Origin of the sequence: Marinithermofilum abyssi, assembly GCF_014641195.1 — a bacterium.
In the GTDB taxonomy this organism is placed as follows: Bacteria; Bacillota; Bacilli; order Thermoactinomycetales; family DSM-45169; genus Marinithermofilum; species Marinithermofilum abyssi.
The window spans coordinates 1-19,647 of the sequence record NZ_BMHQ01000023.1 but is presented as its reverse complement, the minus strand read 5'-3'; the positions used below and the strand labels follow the sequence as shown (position 1 = coordinate 19,647).

At 41.4% G+C, this 19,647-nt stretch carries 20 protein-coding genes and 1 pseudogene; 19 read left to right on the top strand and 2 right to left on the bottom strand.

The features are described from left to right. Positions 1-661, top strand: a 661-nt coding sequence (locus tag IEW70_RS17245; RefSeq protein ID WP_188649148.1) for an IS3 family transposase, incomplete at its 5' end; no start/stop codon positions are given. A 456-nt stretch (positions 662-1,117) separates the two neighbouring features. Here the strand turns inward: IEW70_RS17245 and IEW70_RS17240 are convergent. Then, entirely contained in the window at positions 1,118-1,339 is a 222-nt protein-coding gene (locus IEW70_RS17240) for a helix-turn-helix transcriptional regulator (RefSeq protein ID WP_188649147.1), read from the bottom strand. A 124-nt stretch (positions 1,340-1,463) separates the two neighbouring features. Between IEW70_RS17240 and IEW70_RS18240 the strand changes: the two genes are divergently transcribed. Further along, positions 1,464-1,595 (top strand): hypothetical protein, encoded by a 132-nt coding sequence (locus IEW70_RS18240; protein WP_268234916.1) that lies wholly within the window; start codon positions 1,464-1,466, stop codon positions 1,593-1,595. 486 nt (positions 1,596-2,081) lie between these two features. Beyond that, a complete protein-coding gene (locus IEW70_RS17235; protein WP_188649146.1) occupies positions 2,082-3,056 on the top strand; it encodes a helix-turn-helix domain-containing protein in 975 nt (324 codons plus the stop codon). A gap of 609 nt (positions 3,057-3,665) precedes the next feature. Here the strand turns inward: IEW70_RS17235 and IEW70_RS18640 are convergent. After that, positions 3,666-3,824: a glycosyl hydrolase 2 galactose-binding domain-containing protein gene (locus IEW70_RS18640; protein WP_373286000.1), complete on the bottom strand. Its 159-nt coding sequence runs from the start codon at positions 3,822-3,824 to the stop codon at positions 3,666-3,668. Positions 3,825-4,211: 387 nt separating this feature from the next. Here IEW70_RS18640 and IEW70_RS18635 point away from each other — a divergent pair, with 387 nt between their 5' ends. From IEW70_RS18635 to IEW70_RS17155, 16 genes and pseudogenes are all read left to right on the top strand, one after another. After that, the gene (locus IEW70_RS18635; protein ID WP_373285998.1) at positions 4,212-4,328 is read left to right on the top strand and encodes a DUF2568 domain-containing protein; all 117 of its coding nucleotides are present in this window, start codon (positions 4,212-4,214) and stop codon (positions 4,326-4,328) included. Between the two features lie 220 nt (positions 4,329-4,548). Next, positions 4,549-6,201, top strand: coding sequence for an aromatic/alkene/methane monooxygenase hydroxylase/oxygenase subunit alpha (locus IEW70_RS17225; protein WP_229752072.1), 1,653 nt, complete (start codon positions 4,549-4,551; stop codon positions 6,199-6,201). A 78-nt stretch (positions 6,202-6,279) separates the two neighbouring features. Next, positions 6,280-7,311, top strand: coding sequence for an NADH:ubiquinone reductase (Na(+)-transporting) subunit F (locus IEW70_RS17220; RefSeq protein ID WP_229752071.1), 1,032 nt, complete (start codon positions 6,280-6,282; stop codon positions 7,309-7,311). A gap of 28 nt (positions 7,312-7,339) precedes the next feature. Next, on the top strand, positions 7,340-8,410 hold the full coding sequence (locus IEW70_RS17215) for a ferritin family protein (RefSeq protein ID WP_188649142.1): 1,071 nt from the start codon (positions 7,340-7,342) through the stop codon (positions 8,408-8,410). Further along, the gene (locus IEW70_RS17210; protein WP_188649141.1) at positions 8,407-8,730 is read left to right on the top strand and encodes an MmoB/DmpM family protein; all 324 of its coding nucleotides are present in this window, start codon (positions 8,407-8,409) and stop codon (positions 8,728-8,730) included. Before IEW70_RS17215 ends, IEW70_RS17210 begins: the two co-directional genes overlap by 4 nt. A 173-nt stretch (positions 8,731-8,903) precedes the next feature. Then, positions 8,904-9,470, top strand: a complete 567-nt coding sequence (locus IEW70_RS17205; RefSeq protein ID WP_188649140.1) for a DJ-1/PfpI family protein — start codon at positions 8,904-8,906, stop codon at positions 9,468-9,470. Positions 9,471-9,486: 16 nt separating this feature from the next. Beyond that, the gene (locus IEW70_RS17200; protein WP_188649139.1) at positions 9,487-10,518 is read left to right on the top strand and encodes an amidohydrolase family protein; all 1,032 of its coding nucleotides are present in this window, start codon (positions 9,487-9,489) and stop codon (positions 10,516-10,518) included. Between the two features lie 30 nt (positions 10,519-10,548). Then, positions 10,549-11,274 carry an iron-sulfur cluster assembly protein gene (locus IEW70_RS17195; RefSeq protein ID WP_188649138.1) on the top strand — a complete coding sequence of 242 codons (726 nt, stop codon included), beginning with the start codon at positions 10,549-10,551 and terminating at the stop codon, positions 11,272-11,274. Beyond that, positions 11,271-12,296: an NAD(P)-dependent alcohol dehydrogenase gene (locus IEW70_RS17190; protein WP_188649137.1), complete on the top strand. Its 1,026-nt coding sequence runs from the start codon at positions 11,271-11,273 to the stop codon at positions 12,294-12,296. The genes IEW70_RS17195 and IEW70_RS17190 overlap by 4 nt, the downstream gene beginning before the upstream one ends. A gap of 68 nt (positions 12,297-12,364) precedes the next feature. Further along, entirely contained in the window at positions 12,365-12,913 is a 549-nt protein-coding gene (locus IEW70_RS17185) for an N-acetylmuramoyl-L-alanine amidase (RefSeq protein ID WP_188649136.1), read from the top strand. A gap of 1 nt (position 12,914) precedes the next feature. Beyond that, complete coding sequence (gene groL, locus IEW70_RS17180; protein WP_188649135.1) at positions 12,915-14,549, top strand: chaperonin GroEL; 1,635 nt, start codon at positions 12,915-12,917, stop codon at positions 14,547-14,549. Next, entirely contained in the window at positions 14,509-14,802 is a 294-nt protein-coding gene (locus tag IEW70_RS18630; protein ID WP_373285997.1) for a DUF2553 family protein, read from the top strand. The genes groL and IEW70_RS18630 overlap by 41 nt, the downstream gene beginning before the upstream one ends. 33 nt (positions 14,803-14,835) lie before the next feature. After that, positions 14,836-15,381, top strand: a complete 546-nt coding sequence (locus tag IEW70_RS17170) for a peroxiredoxin (protein WP_188649133.1) — start codon at positions 14,836-14,838, stop codon at positions 15,379-15,381. Between the two features lie 320 nt (positions 15,382-15,701). After that, positions 15,702-17,108, top strand: coding sequence for a dihydrolipoyl dehydrogenase (gene lpdA, locus IEW70_RS17165; protein ID WP_188649132.1), 1,407 nt, complete (start codon positions 15,702-15,704; stop codon positions 17,106-17,108). 22 nt (positions 17,109-17,130) lie between these two features. Beyond that, positions 17,131-19,116, top strand: coding sequence for a sigma-54-dependent Fis family transcriptional regulator (locus IEW70_RS17160; RefSeq protein WP_188649131.1), 1,986 nt, complete (start codon positions 17,131-17,133; stop codon positions 19,114-19,116). Between the two features lie 106 nt (positions 19,117-19,222). Next, a pseudogene (locus IEW70_RS17155) lies at positions 19,223-19,519 on the top strand (lipoyl synthase); the annotation flags it as partial. Between the last annotated feature and the right edge of the window lie 128 nt (positions 19,520-19,647).

The window sequence follows — 19,647 nt, the reverse complement described above, 5'->3', positions numbered from 1 at the left end:
TCGTGTTGCAGATCGGATTCGCAAGGATACCGGTTGGAACATGAGTGACAAACGCGTGTTACGTTGTATGCAAAAACTCAACATCCAATCTAAGGTTCGGAGAAAGCGCAACTATGAGGTTGGTCGTGCACATCAAGAATTCCCCAATCTTCTCCACCGAGATTTCCAGGCCACTCGTCCTCTAGAGAAAATCGCTACAGATGTAACTTACCTATATAGTCGCGGAAAGCTTCAATATATGAGTGTTTTCCTGGACTTGTATAACAATGAAATTCTCGAATATGAGGTTAGCGATCGCAATGACTTGCAGCTTGTGATCCGACCATTGAAAAGATTGCTTACAAAAAGAAAAAAAGATGTGACGGGTACCACCACGATCCACTCCGATCAAGGCAACCAGTACACATCAAAAGCATATACACTGCTGCTTAAACAGTATGGCATGAAGCAGAGTATGTCAAGAAAAGGAACTCCCCTTGACAATGCACCTGTCGAGAGCTTTTTCGGATGGTTTAAGAATGAATTGTATACAGACTACCGTCCTAAAAGCCCGGAAGAACTGCTAAATGCAAGTCAAGCTCATACATACTTTCATAACCATCAACGTCCACAAATGAAGCTGAAAAACCAAGCACCCATTCCTTATCGAATGAGTGCTTAGAGAGGCTTTAATTTTTGTCTACATAGTCTTGACCAGTTCATAATAGGCGGTTTTCTTATGTGTAACGAGAATAATGAGATATATAAAGAAAGATAGGGGCCCTAGTGAAGGGCCCGCAGGAAAGTGTGGGCACAGAGTGTGGGCGAATAGGTTGACACCCGGGTTAATTTTAGCAAAAAAGTCCGTGTTTTCATTGGGATTCGTAAACAATTAACCGAATATTTACCCTACGATAATAACCCCTTTTTTTACCACTTCCACTTTACCAATTGGTGTTTTTTGTATATTGGGATAAAAAAAACGAAAAAAACCTGTCCATTCGAATAATATAATGACACCTCTTCACTACCGGCAGCCTTTAGGCTGCCTTTTTTATGCCATCACTTCATCAAACATACCAACCTACATAAAAACACCCCATCAGAGCCATTCTGCGGCCTGTTGTGGGGTATTTTTTCATTCGGGCTTATATTGCCATAGATCATCGACTTTGCAACCGAGAAAATGGGCTAGTTTAAACATCATCGGGCCACGGGGGACTGTTTTTCCATTGATCCAATTGGACACGATTTGTTGGGATACCCCCATGGCTTCCGCTATATCTTCTTGTTTGATCTTTTCGCCTTTCTCCTCTTTCTCCAGTAAAACCCGCTTGATTAGTGGCTTGAGTTCCGCCATGTTTATTCCCCCTTTTTTTCCATTGTATCAATTTATATCGAAAAAACAAATTTAATTTATACAATTTAAACTTGATAAATACAATCATAAATTGTATAATTAAATTAGAAAGGAGGTGATCATAATGACCAAGGAAGAATGGAAAGTATATAATCGGGCAATGAAATCAGCCCGAGAGAAGGCAAAAGAGATGCCAAAAAAAGAACAACTTACTCAGGCCCCGAGCAAGTTGTTCAAAAATCTAATCGGTTCTTAACTTAGTATATCACAATCCCTGGCTACGGGTAGGGGAGTACATAAGGAGGTTATCAAAATGATTCGCTACCAGTGCAAATGCGGGCAAACTTGTGAGGTTGGAATACCCGTAAAACTGATCGTGTGCAGCTGTGGCCGGAAGATGAAAAAATCAGAGCAAGGACATTTGCAGTTAATTACGCAAACAAAAGAGGATCGGAAGCGACCCTCGGCATAAATGGTCTATCTATCAGAATAGACAATTCTGAACAGATAGTGATAGAATTAGACCAACTCAAAAAGGAAGAAGCGACCCCGGACCTCCGCCAAGAGAAAGGGTCGCTCGCGCAAACATACCTTTAAGGTGAAGTGTACCTTGTTTTCGTGTGAACGTCAACAGGGTAACTTTTACCTACTTTTCTTAAAGATAGATATAATTCGCGCGGCAAAAATCCTTTCTCTTGGCGTGGGGCCTGGTACACCACTACACCAAGGGAGAGGATTTTTTATGTCTCGATTGGTTCGCGGTTGGAAAAAAGATGAATTCAGTGCCCCTTCTTCGATTTGGAAAACTGCCCTGGATACAAAGGCTAAGATTACATATTTATACTTGGTGCATTGCATGGATAACGGTGATGACTGCCCGCCTCATAGTGAGATTGCTCGGGCCTGTTCTTTTTCAACTAAAACCTCTGAAAGAGCAACGGATATCCTCCATAAATATGGACTTGTACAAAAAATTCACCGGAAAAAACCGGGCAAAAAGGAAAAGGACTCAAATCTATATATAGTCCATCACCCGGATCAAGTAAGCGGTCTTCCATGGATTGAAAGCCAGGAGGAACAGCGGAAAAACAAAGGTACCGACATGATGTCGGTAGGGGGTACAGACACAGAGTCGGTAGGTACCGACATGATGTCGGTGGGGGGGACAGACACAGAGTCGATACCTACCGACTCTGTGTCTGAGCTTAGTCAGTCTGTTAAGTCAGTCAGTCCGTCTGTCAATAATACAGATCCCTCCGATCCCATTAAAGAATATTGGAAAAAAGCTTTCAAAGAAAATATCAGCGAACTAGAGTTGGAAGAAATATACTCATTTGAATTGCCAATTCAAAAACTCAAAGACATCATTCGGAGAGTAGCTCTGTACACAGATATCAAAACTCGACCTTTTGCCGTGGTGATTAAGGCTGTTGCCGCCGCCGCTCAAGGTCATGAATGGGAATGGAATGAGAATGTAGTTGCGATAAAAGAAAATAACCAGAAACAGCGGAAAAAGCGCAATTTCCCAAGTGGGAAAAAGGTGCCGCCCAACCGGAGAAAAGAAGATCAGTTACCCCAAGCAGTCCAACAAGGCTTAGAAAATAAAGATAAAAACAATCCTGATTTTGAAGTTGATCCTGCAGCCGAAAAACGACTAAGAAAGAAGCTGGATCGGATGAACAACCGCTTGGATTCCAAAAAAGCGGATCAAGCTTAAGTTGACTAAACCAATCCAGGCGGGGTAGCGGGGCAGCGCTCGCCGAAGTGGTTCGTGGTTCGATTCAATCGATCGACCGTGGACAGATCGAGGCATTGACAACAGGAGGAGCTCCCATGGAAATCATCAAAAAATACATTGAATCACAGGGACAGAAAGCGAGGTGAAACCATGCTACGGGCGAAAAAAGTTCATTTCCGTGCATCCCCATCCGATATCCATCGTCTCTTTGCCTGTAATCGTGAATCAGCAGTAGTTTGGAACCAATGTCTGCAATTATCCAGACAATATTATCTTGATCATCAAAAATGGATCTCCAAATCGGAATACAAAAAGCGACCAAAGGACGATTTCATCTACATAGCCAATCGATTCAAGCAGTTTGTCACAAGTACCTATTCGCCAGGGATTCTGTACACCAAGCGATCCGAAAAGGAATGAAAACCGCTCGTTATCCCTACAAGAACAAGGCCCATTATAATACGAAATGGGCAAAAGATGGTTTCAGGATTGATGTCAATGGGAAGATTGAGCTATCGATGGGGATCCACGGAGGAAAACGGGAAAAACCGATTGTTGTATACACCAAGAATCTACCGCAGGGGAAAATCAAAGAAATCGAGCTTTGCTATGATCACGGACTTTACCTCTCTGTCGCCTTAAGTTCCGTTTATATTCATAGTCGTAGGAGGCCATTTGCAATGCCTCTTTTTCATTGTCACGATAAAAAGGATCCTTAATCCGACCGCATCGTAACAAGTCGGACATGACGGACCCGGGTACCTGACCATCTAACCAGTCGGAATCTCCCGTTTTCCGAAATTTCCATTTACCGTCCAAATCAATTTGCAACAAATGTTTTCCCTCCTGATACCGAACGGGAAAACCGGTTGGTTTGCTTTTGTTCCTTGATTTTGACTTCAAGTTAGCATATGTTTCCGATAAAACAAATCCTGTGAATCTATGAAAATATCCGTGAAATAACGGATTGAATCTCGTACCGCAATGCCTTTTTTGTTACTTCGGAGCCCACTAGATACCGCAGTTCATCCCGCGCCAGTGGTGGCACTCAAAAACATCCGTTTTTAATACCAGTACTAGGTTACTGGGGTTTCAAGACCGAAAAGGGGCCGATCATGAAAACTGTATTGGGCATTGGAGCTCTTGACTGTAGTGGTTTGGGCCACGTTTGGATCCTCCGGCGCTTCCTTCCCACTGTCCGGACCGTTGCATCTAATCATGGAATTGTTAGTCTTCGGGTTACCCGCCTAAAGGGTTCTGTAAAAGATTGGTGTTGAAATTTTGTTGCTATATGCAACACTGTCGCAATTACAAACGTATTCCGATAATTAAAACAAAAACACCTATTCGGAAATATAGACGTTATCACACCTTTAATGAGTTGGCACAAGTATTGCTTATAATTATTTAAAGAGTGGGAGTAAACTAGACTTTCATTCTTATTAAAAAATAAGCTAAGGAGGGATTGCAGATGGCTATGTCATTATCAAAGGTGAAGAAGCAGCGGCGAATGAGTATCTCGGAAGCCCATAATCGAGTAAAGAATTTGGCTTGGACACCTAGCTATGCTCAAGAAGCGTTAAAGTACCCTACGGATTATAAGTTTTCGAAAGCTCCCAAGGATACAATGAAGCAGGTCTTGCGTTCTTACTTTAACATGCAGGAAGAAAAAGATGATCGTGTGTTCGGTGCAATGGATGCGGCACTTAGAGGAAATATGTTTCGTAATGCGCAGCCTCGTTGGATTGAATGGATGAAACTGTTTTTAGGGATCATTCCTTTTCCGGAGATCTCTGCAGCTCGTTCTATGGCCATGCTTAGCAATGTAGTACCCAATGATGAATTGAAAAACGGATATGCGTTTCAGATGATTGATGAGTTCCGTCATTCAACCATTCAAATGAACCTAAAGAAATGGTATATGGAGAACTATATCGATCCTGCGGGGTTCGATATTACTCAGCGTGCCTTTGGTCATTGTTATGCTACTACAATTGGTCGCCAATTCGGTGAAGGTTTTATTACAGGTGATGCCATTACGGCTGCTAACATTTATCTGCAAATCGTAGCTGAAACCGCTTTCACAAATACTCTATTTGTTGCAATGCCTTCGGAGGCATCGGCAAACGGTGACTATGCCCTGCCTACGATTTTCTTGTCAGTACAGTCGGACGAATCCCGCCATATTAATAATGGCTACGGTACCCTGATGATGGTTTTGGGCGAGCCCGATAATCATGATTTGCTTGAGCGGGATATTCGTTATGCCTTCTGGCAAAACCACTGCATTGTGGATGCGGCTGTCGGTAGCATTATTGAATACGGTACCAAAGATCGGCGGAAGGATAAAGAATCTTATGTGGATCTTTGGGAGAGGTGGGTATACGACGATTACTATCGTAGTTATCTTGCACCGCTTGAAAAATATGGACTGAAAATTCACCACGACGACATTGAAGCTGCTTGGAATCGCCTAACAAAAGGAAAATACGTGCATAAAGTCGCTCAGTTTTTTGCAACGGGTTGGCCGGTAAACTTCTGGCGCATCGATCCGCTTGATGAATATGATTTCGAGTGGTTCGAGAAGAAGTATCCTGGTTGGTACAAGGAATTCGGCAAATGGTGGGAGCATTATCGTGAATTGTCCACCCCGGGCAATGATCCGATTGCTTTTGCTGATGTTGGGTATGTATACCCCCACCGTTGTTGGAGTTGCTTGGTGCCTTGCGTCATTCGAGAGGATATGGTTGTCGACGAAGTAGATGGACAGTTGTATACCTATTGTTCCGAGCAATGTCGCTGGACTCATAAAGTTGCCTTCTCTGACAACTACAATGGTCGTCCGACACCTGCGATGGGCAAATTTAGTGGAAAGCGTCAATGGGAAGAAGTATACCACGGTTGGGACCTGGCCGACATCATTAAACATATGGGCTTTGTACGCCCTGATGGAAAAACCTTGGTTCCCCAGCCCCATCTGCACTTTGACGATCAAAAGATGTGGACTTTGGATGACGTAAAGGGATACGAATTTAAAAGTCCAATAGTGACTCTTCGGGAGATGACGCCTGAGCAGCGAGAAAAACATATTGAAGAGTATCACGCTGGTTTTACGATTCACTAAGTCTAAGGGACACTGAACTCCTCCCAGCTATAAATATCTGGGAGGAGTATTTCAACACAGATGAGAGGAGGGAACCCATTGGCTTACAAGGTGACATTTCAACCCGTCGGAATTGAAATGGAGGTGGAGGAAGGGGAGACTATCCTGGATGCAGCTTTTCGACAAGGAATTGCTTTAATGCACGGTTGTAAGGAAGGACAGTGTTCCGCCTGTAAATCATTGCTTCTGGACGGCGATATCGAATTAAGAGATTACTCTACCTTTGCCCTCCCAGACTTTGAAAAAGAAGAAGACCATATTCTGTTGTGCCGTACTGAAGCATTTAGTGATTTGGAGGTGGAATTACTCCAGTATGATGAAGAGGCTCTAAAGAAATCGGTTCCGATCAAAACTTTTCGGACTACCGTTGAAGAAATTGAATCCCTCACCCATGATATTCGGCGGCTATCCCTAAAGTTAGTAGAACCGAAGGAAATTACGTTTCATGCTGGTCAGTTTGTGGATGTCTACCTTCCAGGTGAAGATGTATATCGATCATATTCTATGGCTAACCCACCCAGCCAATCAGATCGTTTAGAGTTTATGATTAAAATCTTCCATGGCGGCAAATTTTCCGACTATCTGGATACGAAGATCCAAGTAGGTGATACGCTTGAAGTAAGAGGTCCCTTTGGAAATTGCATCCTGAACCATGAGAGTACAGGGGAAATTTTGTTGGTTGGCGGAGGATCCGGGATGGCCCCCCTTTGGTCGATCCTTAATGACATTGTAGATAAAGGAATTGATAGAAAAGTTACATTTTTTTATGGGGTTCGATCGAGGCGCGATCTATTTTATCTGGACCAGTTCTCCCGAATGGAACAAAGGCTACCTAATTTCCGTTTTATTCCAGCTTTATCAGAACCCCAGCAAGAAGATCACTGGAATGGAAACACTGGGCTCATTACTGATGTGATGGATCGTTATTTGAGTGGTAGCAATTTAAGTGAAGCGGAAGCTTATTTATGTGGACCGGCTCCTATGATTGATACTGCTATTCCTATAATTCAAAACCATGGAATTACCTCTGACCGTATTTTCTTTGATAAGTTTGTCCCCGCTTCTAATTAACATTGGTAAATAGATCGGAGGGAAAAACATGTCGGAGGCCCAAACTACTGCTGAAGCGCATGCTAAAAAATTTTCGGGTAGTAATAGTCGGAAATTCAACTATTTTGAACCAAAGGGTCGTCGTGCGACTCTGTATGAAGATGTTACGGTAGATGTCCAACCCGATCCTGAGCGGTATTTGCTACAGGATTGGATCATTTCATGGGCGGATGGTAAACCGGCATACGCAGAAGAATGGACTAAAATAGAAAGTTCGGATTGGCATGCGTTTCGGGACCCAAATGGGGAATGGGAACGAAACCATTATATTCGCCAGTCTAGTATCGAGAAACAAGTAGCTCTTACCATTGAAAGTGCCCAACAAGAAGGCGTATTCCAAAATATAGACAAGACATGGAGAAAAGTCATACAAGACCATTTTAGCGCTTCTAAACACGCGGAGTATGGACTGGGTATGGTTTTCTTGCAAGCGCAACGAGATGGCATGAGTCAAATGATTAACAATGCCACCCTCGTAAATTCCTCAGATAAACTGAGATACGCTCAGGATATTACGCTTTATTTGATGGATCTAGCTAAAGACTTAAAAGAATTAAATGAAGATGCTGGTAAAGAAAATTGGTTAAATAACCCCGTTTGGCAGGAAACACGTAGAGTTACCGAAAGCTTTGCTGCAATTAATAAGGATTGGGCAGAGCAGGTATTCGCCGTCAATCTCATTTTTGAGCCGCTGGTAGGTGAATTATTCCGTAGCGGTTTCATCATGCAGTTTGCCGCATCTCACGGTGATTATGTAACCCCTGCCATAGTCTCGACCGCTGAAGCGGATTATGAACGAAATCTTGCTTACTCAGTTGAGATGTTTAACACATTTTTAAGTGACCCCATATACGGAGACAACAACAAGAACGTAACTCAAGAATGGATGAAAAAGTATGTACCAATGTGTGTAGAGGCGGCCAACCAACTACAACCCATTTGGTCACAACCTCGTGTCAAAGTTTCGACCTTTTCCGACGCTTATAATCGGGCAAAGGAACGATTTAATTCCATTCTGGGGCAAATCAATATAAAAATTCCGGAGGGGGTTAAATTATGACATCGAGCAAATTAGAGAAAGGATTTCATAATAAATGCGGCGTGACCCTGAGTGACAGTGTCGAAGGACGAGTCATTGCAGAAATTATGAAAGAAAAACCAAATGTAACCGTTAAGCATTATCCGTCAATGATTCGGGTCGATGGTATCGGTGTATTAGAGTTCGATATGGAGGAAATTGGCGAATCGCTCGGTAGGGAGTTCGATCCCTATCTTTTCCAAGTGGAAATGTCCACACATTATGGACGTATGGTTTTGCTGGATGACAGAGTTCTATTATTTGCGGACCCTGAGAAAGCGAAAGAATACATCGGAATCTAACTCAGATAAAGAATTCAACAACTCAAAATAGGGGGCAGGTGTTTTTGTCCCCGTTTATCAATGGTGTGGGCCTAGCATGAAAGTGAAGAAGAGTAGAAAAGTTATTGGCCCACACCATTGATAAGGCGAGGAATTGCCGCCTTAAGTAATTCATTTTTGGAAGGGTGTGTTAAATGAGTAAGCGCGTTTTAATTATTACGGGGGATATGGTGGAAGCACAGGAGGTTATGTATCCGCTTCATCGGTTACAAGAGGAGGGTTATATTGTCGATATTGCGGCTCCCGAAAAAAAAGCACTCCAGACGGTAGTTCATGATTTTGAACCAGGGTTTGATACATTTACAGAAAAGTTAGGGTATAGGGTACAGGCAGATTTATCCTTTGAGGAAGTGGAACCTAAAAATTACGATGGTGCTGTTATCCCAGGTGGTCGAGCACCTGAGCACATCCGAGGGGTAAGTGGCTTTAAAAAAATTGTCGACCATTTTGTCACAACGGGTAAACCCCTGGCTTTCGAATGCCATGCTGCATTGGCGTTGATGCCTTTTGGTTATCTAAAAGGACGTCAGTGTACTGCTTTTCCCGATTTGAAATTGGACATAGAAGCTGCGGGTGCTTCATTTATAGATGACAGTGTTGTCATAGATGGAAATTTTGTAAGTGCACGGGCATGGATCGATCATCCTAGATTTATTAAGGAATTTATTAAACAGCTCGAGCAACATGTTGCTCCAATCTAATTTGGAGGTGTTCAATATGTACAAAACCAAAAGCGGCGAAGAGATTTTCGTCATCGACAGTCACATTCATTTGTGGGATGGAAGCAAAGAGAACCAATTGAATGAATATGGAGCTCAATTTATTGATTGTTTCTATGATTATCATACTAGTTTAAGTCCTGAGGAATATTACTGGTCCCGTAATAAGTTTTATAAATACGAGAGTGACACGTTAATTCACGATCTATTTGTCAAAGGATACGTAGATATGGGTATATTTCAGCCGGTTTTTCTTAAGGAATTTTACAAAGATGGATTTGGGAACGTAGAGAAGAATGCTGAATTGGAAGAACAATACCCAGGTCGATTTATTGGAAACACCTCTTTTGATCCCCGTGAAGGGGAGAAAGGACTGAAGTACCTTGAGTATGAGGCTAAGAAATACAACATTCAAGGAGTTAAATTATATACGGCGGAATGGAATGGCAACTCTAAAGGCTATAAACTGACTGACCCTTGGGCACAACGTTACTTGGAAAAATGCCGGGAGTTAGGGATTCGTAACATTCATGTGCATAAGGGACCCACAATTACTCCGTTGAACCGGGATGCTTTTGATGTTGCCGATATTGACGAAGCAGCCAGCTTGTTTACCGATTTAAACTTCATCGTGGAACATTGTGGCCTGCCTCGAATTGAGGATTTTTGTTGGATCGCTACACAGGAAAAAAATGTTTATGCCGGATTATCCGTTGTCATGCCGTTCATTTACGCTCGTCCTCGCTATTTCGCAGAAATTATGGGAGAACTGCTTTATTGGCTCGATGAGGACCGGATCATTTTTGGAAGCGATTATGCTATTTGGGAACCCAAATGGTTAATTGAGAAGTTCATGGAATTCGAACTACCTGAAGATATAAAGAAGGAAACAAAGGTAGAATTGAATCTCAATACCAAAAAGAAAATATTAGGGGAAAATATTGCACGGTTGTATGGCATTAACATAGAGGCGCAGAAAGAGAGGCTGCGTGGTGATCGTATTGATAGGTTAGCTATGCAAGAGTCCTAAGACCTAGAATTATTCGTGAAAGGTGATCTCATGCAACCTGTACAGGAAGTATATTCGAAGCTGAATATGGTATTTGACCCTGAATTGGATCAGTCGCTAACAGAATTAAACTTTATTGACCATGTATCCACCGATAGGTCCAATGTAACAGTTGTTTTTAGACTGCCCACCTATTGGTGTTCTCCAAATTTTGCTTACATGATGGCAGAAGACATCCGGGATCGGGTATTAGAATTACCTTGGGTAAAACACGTAAATGTACAATTAAAAGACCATCATGCTTCAGAAGATATTAATTATGGAGTGACAAATAGAAAAGCTTTTTCAGATAGTTTTCCAGGTGTATCATCCTCCTCTGAATTAAAAGAATTAAGAAGAAAATTTCGTGAAAAGGCATTTTTAGCTCGACAAGAACGTCTAATGCACCATCTAATTAAATTGGATTTTAACCCGAAAATGCTTTTAAAGTTAACAATTGGCGAGATGAAAAAGAAAATTGACCTTTTGTATGATGATCTTACACAATCGCTGTGGCAAAAGTATCTATTAATCCGTTCCGACATGAATCAAAGCAACGGAGACAACCATCCTGCTTTTACTCGGATGAATGGGGAACCAATTGAACCCAATGAGTTAGAATCATATCTTTCCAACTCGAAAAGAATCCGTTTGAATATGGAATTTAATGCACATCAGTGCCGGGGATTATTAGCTGCCCGTTATAATCTTCAAAAAAATAAGGAGATGAAAATATGAAAGCTGCTCGGCTCCATGAATATGACCAACCGTTGCGACTCGAACAGGTTCAGGAACCAGAAATTATAGACCCTACTGACGTGATTGTGAAAATTGGTGGTGCAGGGGTTTGTCGTACTGACCTCCATCTTATTGAAGGTGTCTGGGCAAATACCCTAGGAACCGAACTGCCTTACATCATCGGTCATGAGAATGCAGGTTGGGTCCATGAAGTTGGATCCAGTGTATCTAACTTCAAAGTCGGCGACGCAGTAATTGTTCATCCGGTTATGAGTTGTGGATTGTGTTTAAGTTGTCGATCGGGAGAGGACATGCATTGTGAAAACCTTAAATTCCCAGGATTAACTGTTGACGGTGGATATGCAGAATATCTTAAAACCTCCGAACGGGCTTTAATTCCTTTGGCCGAAAACGTCCAACCAGAAGATGTGGCGCCGCTTGCCGATGCTGGTATTACTGCTTACAGAGCAGTACGCAAAGCGGCTCCTTTGGCTAAACCGGGCACCTCTGTTCTTATGATTGGTATGGGTGGGCTCGGTCATATTGGCGTCCAACTAATGCGCGAACTAGGTAATGCCGATATTATCGCGTTAGACGTGGATAAACAACGTTTAAACATGGCTATGGATTTGGGAGCTGATTATGCCGTTCAAGCTAACAACCAAATGATTTCGGAAGTACGAAATCTAACAAAAGGGCAAGGTGTCGATATCATCATTGATTTGGTTGGTACAGACAAAACCCACGCTGATAGTATGCAAATGATGCGAAAAGGTGGTTACTATTTTGTCGTTGGATATGGGGGAACAGTAAAAATACCTTCTTTAGATATTATTAATAACGAATTCAATATAATTGGAAATCTTGTAGGAAATTACAATGATTTATACGAATTGATGCAAATTCACGCCAGAGGAAAAGTGAAACTCCACTCCACCAAGTACTCACTTGATGATGCGAATAACGTCCTTAATATGTTGGATAAAGGACAAATTAATGGGCGAGCTGTTTTGGTTCCTTAAATTTGGATCGGGAATTTGAGCCAACGTTCTAATCCTCTTGACAATATTTGTATAAAGGGATCCTTAACATGAAAATTTTTATTGATCCATCTCATGGCGGAAGGGATTTGGGAAAAACCGTTAATGGTTGGTATGAAAAAGATATTACCTTGGCTATTGGGTTAAAATTAAGAAACATTTTGCGAAATAGGTTTAAGTTAGTTCAGGTGCTAATGAGTCGGACCAATGATAAAACCTTAACTATCGCCGAGAGGGCATCAAAGGCAAATAAGTGGGGAGCAAACTTTGTATTATCCCTCCACGTCGATTTATGGGAAAAAACTAAATTCTTTAAATCTTATCGGTACCGGGGCCGGGTATCTAATACCACGTTCAGGGCACAATCAAGTATCCACCGGGCAATCGTGATTGAAACGGGCTGGGCAGATGCTGGATTACTGTCTCTAAATCACCCTCTTCTTCGACAAACCACTATGCCTGCCATCATAACAGAATGCCCATTTGTCAGCCAAAATTGTTTAAATTCAATCCAACAGATTGCAAACGCCCATATGGTAGGGCTATCTTATGAATTTAATTTGGAGGACAAATCCACAATCTTAACAAGGAGGGGATAATATGTCTAAATTATTTCTTATGAATGAGGAAGCACAAGCAGCACTCGAGCGAGGAATCGATAAAATGGCCAATATTGTTAAGAGTACACTAGGTCCAAAAGGGCGGAATGTTATTATTGACCGACCCTTTTCTACCCCTATGGTTTCTAACGATGGGGTTTTTATAGCACGGGAGCTAGAATTGGAAGACCCATTTGAAAACATGGGGGCTGTACTTTTAAGAGAAGTTGCAAGTAATACCAATGATGTGGCTGGTGATGGAACAACGACTGCTACTGTTTTGGCACAGCACATAATAAAAGAAGGACTAAAACAAATTCGAAACGGTGTTAATCCTGTTCTTCTCAAAAAAGGCATTGAAAGATGTGTAGACGTTGTTGTTTCTGCACTCAAGGAATCCGCCATACCAATCGAAAGTCGATCGTCTTTTGCTCAGGTAGCTTCCATTGCTGCAAATGATAAAAAAATTGGTGATTTAATTGCTGATGCATTTAGTCGAGTTGGAAAAGAAGGAGTTATTAATGTAGAAGACTCGAAACTTCTTGTAACGGAAATGGAAATCATAGAAGGCATGCGCTTTGACAGAGGATATATTTCTCATCAAATGGTTACAGATCCAGAAAGAATGGAAGCAGTGATCGATAACCCATATCTTTTGATTACTGATCAGCAGCTTAAGTCTATCGAACCCATTTATCCGTTATTAAAAGAATTAAAAACAAAAGGCAGTTCGTTACTTATTATTGCTGAAGACCTCGAAAATAGAGCTATTGGTGAATTAATAGGTAATCGAGACAACAATATTCCACAGGTGGTTGCTGTTCGTGCACCTGAATTCGGCTATAACCGCAAGCTCGTACTGGAGGATATAGCATATATTACGGGTGGGCAAGTAATATCGGAGACCGTAGGTCGTGAGTTGGGAAATGTTCAGTTAAATGACTTAGGTCGAGCTCAGCGTATTCAAGTGAATAAGGACGAAACAACTATAGTCGGAGGGCAAGGAGATGGCGCCGAAATAGCAGGGCGAAGGGCTCAAATTAAAAGGCAATTGGAACATACTATGCAAGAATGGGAGAGAGAAAAACTGCAAGAGCGTTTGTCGAGAATGACTAGTGGCGTGGCGGTAATTCGTGTGGGTGGCGCTACTGCTGTGGAACGGAGGGAAAAACACCTTCGAATCGAGGATGCCATTAATGCTACATATGCTGCAGCTAAAGAGGGGATTGTAGCAGGAGGCGGAGCTGCTTTGCTTCAAATTTCGTCGGAAGTTGAAGGGTTAATATCTGAGCTTTACGGAGATGAAAAAGTAGGGGCTCAAACAGTTTTATATGCCTTATCATCTCCTTTCCATACAATCGCCGAAAATTGTGGTTATGATGGGACTGCTGTTGAACAACGAGTAAAAGGTCTCCCTCGAGGATTAGGATTTAATATGTTAACCGGGGAAGTTGTCAATTTATTTGAAGATGGAATTATTGATCCAGTTAGAGTCACTTGTGCGGCTATCCAAAACGCGGCATCCATTGCTTCGTTAATAATCTCTACATCCTCAATTATCACGGATAATCCTGAAGAGTTGGTCGATCCAACGAGTGAACCCTCTCGGGGAGGTGGTGCGGAAGTACTTACGTAAAGAAAGGAGGGTATGTAAGATAAACAAACGGTATCAGAATATAACTAATCGGATCATAGGGTCGATTGAGGATGGTAAAGTACTTCTTTTCTATAACAAAGAGGTGATCGGATTTATTAACTTAGACGATGCAACAATAACACATACAGATCGTTATGTGGTACATGATCACCAAATTTATCAAGTGGTTCAGGACGGTGAGACGCTAATAGTTGATAGCTATACTAGAGATTGTGATTTAGGATGGTGTTAAGTATTTACGGACAACGAAGGAGGAATGCTAACCATGGCAACTCGTTTGGTGAGATTACCAGCACCTGATTTTGATATACCTAGTACGAAAAACCTTAGCACCCTTAATGATAACGTGAAACTTTCCGACTACCAGGGTAAATGGTTGGTCCTTTTCTTTTATCCGTTGGACTTTACTTTCGTCTGTCCAACAGAAATTACTGCGTTGAGTGATCGGTACGAAGAGTTTGAGGACTTAGATTGCGAAATTTTGGGTGTCAGCACGGACAGCCAGTATTCCCATCGCGCTTGGATTAAAACTCCCCGGGATGATAATGGCTTAGGCAATATTAAATACCCCTTGGGTGCTGACACTACTCACAAAGTGGCACGTGATTACGGTGTCCTACTCGAAGATGAGGGGGTAGCCCAGCGAGGCCTGTTTATCATCGACCCCGAAGGCATTATCCGTTATCAGGTCGTAACCGATAACAACATTGGACGAAGCGTTGATGAAACCCTTCGTGCCCTACAGGCTCTGCAAACTGGAGGTTTGTGTCCCTCCGACTGGAAACCAGGTCAAAAAACTCTCAGCATATGAACCCTAACGGGAAGGGCCTAACCCTAACCGTTAGGCCCTTATTTTAAAAATTTTCATTTCTTTACTGCGCATGGTTTTGTTCAAAGGAGGTTTGACTTATGGCTTTACGTTTACGTACTGAAATTCCCAAATTGAAGGGCGTAACGTAATTGGTCAACGTTGAAGATCCACAAGCCAATGATAATTAACATACTGTTGTTGATGGGTCGATATAAAAGGTCAATTACGTCACCCGATCCGCAAGAGAAAAAGCTCTGATTTTTTTGGGGAGTAAAAAACGCCTTAAATGAAGCAAAACACAACATAATGAGGTGATAAGATTGGTTGCAAAAAATTATACAACGGAAGTGTTGGTCGTTGGTGGAGGCCCAGGGGGATATGTAGCAGCAATCCGTTCTGCTCAACTCGGTAAAACCGTAACATTGGTGGATAAAGGAAGAGTGGGTGGTGTATGCCTTAACCGTGGCTGTATTCCTTCAAAAGCGCTAATTAGTGCTGCAGAATCTTTGAAAACAATTGATCAATTATCTGATTTAGGTATCGATGTAGGAAAACCGAGTATCGATTTCCCCCGAATGATGGAATGGAAAGATGGTGTTGTAAAAAAACTAATTAATGGTGTTAGTACTTTACTAAAACGAAATAAAATTAATGTGATTAACGGAGAGGCATTTTTTCACGGTCCTAATACCGTACAAGTCATTACAGAGAACAACAGTCGACTTTATCATTTTAAAGATTGTATAATTGCTACAGGTTCTTCCCCAACAGAGCTGCCTTCTCTTCCTTTTGACGGACATCAAATCATCTCTTCAACCGAAGCGCTGGAATTGAAAGAGATTCCAGAAAAGCTTTTAGTCATTGGTGGAGGGTATATTGGTTTAGAACTTGGAACCGCTTACAGAAAGCTTGGTAGTAAGGTTACTATTTTAGAAGGAACAGACAGTTTATTACCGTCAGTAGATCAAACGTTGGTTCGAGTTGTTAAACGCAATTTAAAAAAGCTGGGCATTAAAATTGTAACCAAGGCAATGGTACAAGGTTGTGAGGACGCCAATGGAACAGTAACCGTTACAGCTGAAGTTAAGGGTGAAAAATTAACTTATACCGCTGACAAAGTATTGGTAGCAGTTGGACGAACTCCAAATACCAAGAATCTCAATCTGGAACAAGCTGGAATCACAACAGATGAACGAGGGTTTATTCCAGTCAATGATCAAATGCGTACTTCAAATGATCATATATATGCCGTTGGTGACATAACTGGTGGCGCCCTACTCGCCCATAAAGCAAGTTATGAAGGAAAGATCGCTGCAGAGGTTATTGCGGGTGAGCCAAGCTCGGTAGATTTTAAAACAATGCCATTTGTCATTTTTAGCGACCCAGAAATTGCCTATGCTGGACTTTCGAAAAACGAGGCCGAAGAAAAAGGGTATGAACTAATTATAAGTAAGGTTCCGTTTCAAGCTAATGGTAGAGCACTCTCTATGAGGGAACCCGAGGGTTTTGTACAAGTCATCGCAGAAAAACAATCCAAAAAAATTCTGGGAATTCAAATTGTTGGACCTGAGGCTTCAACAATGATATCAGAGGCAGTGCTAGCAATTGAAATGGGTATCAGTGTAATAGATATTAGTTCGGTAATTCATCCTCACCCTACTTTACCGGAATCGCTTATGGAAGCGGCTGATAATATTTTGGGAAATGCAGTGCATGTGGTGAAGTGAACCGACGGAAGGAGGTTTCATAATGTTTCGTACCTCTGATATTCAAAATGAACTCCTCTCCTTAAACGTTCATTCCGTTCCTAAACATGAAAGTAATAAATTAGAAAAAATATGGGAAGGCTTTGTAACCGATAATCTTAATAATCTTGTAGGTATAAGAAACGTAATTGAAAAATCATGGAATAGGTGTGTTTACAAAGGGGTTAATCCCTTTCAAAAAAAGGCACCAATCTATGTAACAGATGAATATATACAGCATTATCTATCTGAACAAAATTTAGTTTTTTCTTCGTTAGAACCTATATTGAATAGCCTTAAGTCCTTTGCAATTGATTCTGGTCATTTACTGGTTTTTTGCGACAATAAAGGCAATATTTTACACATGAATGGTTGCAGCCTTTTGCGGTCAAAAGCTGAGAAAATGAATTTTGTTATTGGCTCGTCTTGGTCTGAAATTAATGCAGGTACAAATGCAATTGGTACCTGCATAAGTATAAAAAAACCTATTCAAATTTTTTCCGCTGAACATTTTTGCCAAGAGGTTCATAAATGGACTTGTTCGGCTTCACCTATAGTGGATCCTGCAACTCAAAAAATACTTGGCGTAATTGATCTAACTGGTTTAAGAGAAGATGTTCATCCCCATTCTTTATCGGTAGCTGTATCAGCGGCAAAATCAGTCGAAGTAAGTTTGCGTTACAACTTAGAAATAGAACGACTTAAAGTACTAGAATATTATTTACAAACAATCTCCCGATACCCTGATTCAAATTTGATTGCACTTGACCGTGGATTAAATGTAATCAAAGCATCCCCATTTTTATATGAGGAAAAGTGGATTACTAAAAATAATAAGCTTGTAGAATGTCCTCTTTCTGAACCATCTGAACTAATAGGTGTTTCAGAAAAAGAGTGGCATATTGAGGATATACGTGGGAGATGGCGTTTTTTACTGCAGACTTGTTTTTTAAAAGGTCGACCTATTGGTGCAATCATACATGTCCTGGCTCCTAAACGGATAAATACATCAAACAATAAAACCATTACAAAATATTCATTTTCAAATATTATTGGAGATTCCGAAAAAATAAAGTCAATTATTTCTAAAGCACATGCCGCTGCTGGATGTGATCTACCCGTATTAATTGAAGGGGAAAGTGGGACAGGTAAAGAGTTATTTGCTCAAGCAATACATGCCTCAAGTCAACGGGCTAAAGAACCATTTATCTCTGTTAATTGTGGAGCCATTCCAAAAGAGCTTGCTGCTAGTGAGTTTTTTGGATTTGTTGGAGGCTCCTTTACGGGAGCCGACAAAAAAGGGCGTCCGGGAAAGTTTGAACAGGCTAATAACGGCACTATATTTCTTGATGAAATAGGAGAAATGCCTTTAGACTTACAACCTTTACTACTACGCGTATTGGAAGAGAATGAAGTGGTTCGACTAGGAGGACAAGAACCTTATAAAATTAACGTTCGAGTGATAGCGGCTACCAATAAAGATCTTTTGGTATCCGTTAAAGAGGGGTATTTTCGTAAAGATCTTTACTACCGGCTTAAGGTGTTATCGCTTCATATACCTCCATTAAGAGCAAGGCCTGAAGACATAATTCCATTGGTTCAACATTATTTAAGAAAAGCTTGTCAAGAAATTGGTTGTTCTACCCCAAAACTTGATAAACATACAATAAAATTGCTACAAGCATATCAATGGCCGGGTAATATTCGAGAATTAAGAAATTTTGCGTACCAGACAGCCATTAATGTGACTTCTGATATTGTTAAGGTGGAAGATTTACCAGTAGAAATACAAAATAAAGAAGCGTTAAATCAGCCAGAACATAAACCCGTTAAAGTGGATACCATTAGGAACCAACAAAAAGCGATTATTGAAAAAGTTTTGATTGAAACCAACGGAAATGTAACCAAAGCAGCTCGTCGTTTAGGAATCAATCGAAGTACCATTTATAGAAAACTTGGTTCTGATCTTTCAATTTTTAGAGGTAGTTAAATATTTGATTTTGTATCTAATCAGTATGGTAACCCCATCGATTGTTCCTTCTGCCTTTATTGGGGTGGCGAATAAGAAGAGTGGCGCATTAAAAGGAGGATATCGTTTGTCTTATCAACACGAGAAAAAACCTGAATGGCTGAAGACGAAAATAAGAGTAAATGAAAACTACCGCGAATTAAAGAAGATGATGCGCGGCAAAACCCTACATACGGTCTGCGAGGAGGCGAAATGTCCCAACATCTACGAGTGCTGGGCTCTCCACCGCACGGCAACTTTCATGATCCTGGGCGATACCTGCACCCGGGCTTGCCGCTTTTGCGCGGTAAAAACTGGGTTGCCGAATGAACTAGACTGGCAGGAGCCTGAAAGGGTCGCCGAGACCGTGGAACAGATGTCTCTGAACGACCAACCTCATAGTTGCGCTTTCTCCGAACCTTAGATTGGATGTTGAGTTTTTGCATACAACGTAACACGCGTTTGTCACTCATGTTCCAACCGGTATCCTTGCGAATCCGATCTGCAACACGA

Excerpts from the sequence above, each read along its gene's own strand:
- IEW70_RS17240 (WP_188649147.1), bottom strand. The coding sequence starts at position 1,339 with ATGGCGGAACTCAAGCCACTAATCAAGCGGGTTTTACTGGAGAAAGAG.
- IEW70_RS18240 (WP_268234916.1), top strand. The coding sequence starts at position 1,464 with ATGACCAAGGAAGAATGGAAAGTATATAATCGGGCAATGAAATCAGCC.
- IEW70_RS17235 (WP_188649146.1), top strand. The coding sequence starts at position 2,082 with ATGTCTCGATTGGTTCGCGGTTGGAAAAAAGATGAATTCAGTGCCCCT.
- IEW70_RS18640 (WP_373286000.1), bottom strand. The coding sequence starts at position 3,824 with ATGTCCGACTTGTTACGATGCGGTCGGATTAAGGATCCTTTTTATCGT.
- IEW70_RS17225 (WP_229752072.1), top strand. The coding sequence starts at position 4,549 with ATGGCTATGTCATTATCAAAGGTGAAGAAGCAGCGGCGAATGAGTATC.
- IEW70_RS17215 (WP_188649142.1), top strand. The coding sequence starts at position 7,340 with ATGTCGGAGGCCCAAACTACTGCTGAAGCGCATGCTAAAAAATTTTCG.
- IEW70_RS17210 (WP_188649141.1), top strand. The coding sequence starts at position 8,407 with ATGACATCGAGCAAATTAGAGAAAGGATTTCATAATAAATGCGGCGTG.
- IEW70_RS17205 (WP_188649140.1), top strand. The coding sequence starts at position 8,904 with ATGAGTAAGCGCGTTTTAATTATTACGGGGGATATGGTGGAAGCACAG.
- IEW70_RS17200 (WP_188649139.1), top strand. The coding sequence starts at position 9,487 with ATGTACAAAACCAAAAGCGGCGAAGAGATTTTCGTCATCGACAGTCAC.
- IEW70_RS17195 (WP_188649138.1), top strand. The coding sequence starts at position 10,549 with ATGCAACCTGTACAGGAAGTATATTCGAAGCTGAATATGGTATTTGAC.
- IEW70_RS17190 (WP_188649137.1), top strand. The coding sequence starts at position 11,271 with ATGAAAGCTGCTCGGCTCCATGAATATGACCAACCGTTGCGACTCGAA.
- IEW70_RS17185 (WP_188649136.1), top strand. The coding sequence starts at position 12,365 with ATGAAAATTTTTATTGATCCATCTCATGGCGGAAGGGATTTGGGAAAA.
- groL (WP_188649135.1), top strand. The coding sequence starts at position 12,915 with ATGTCTAAATTATTTCTTATGAATGAGGAAGCACAAGCAGCACTCGAG.
- IEW70_RS17170 (WP_188649133.1), top strand. The coding sequence starts at position 14,836 with ATGGCAACTCGTTTGGTGAGATTACCAGCACCTGATTTTGATATACCT.
- IEW70_RS17160 (WP_188649131.1), top strand. The coding sequence starts at position 17,131 with ATGTTTCGTACCTCTGATATTCAAAATGAACTCCTCTCCTTAAACGTT.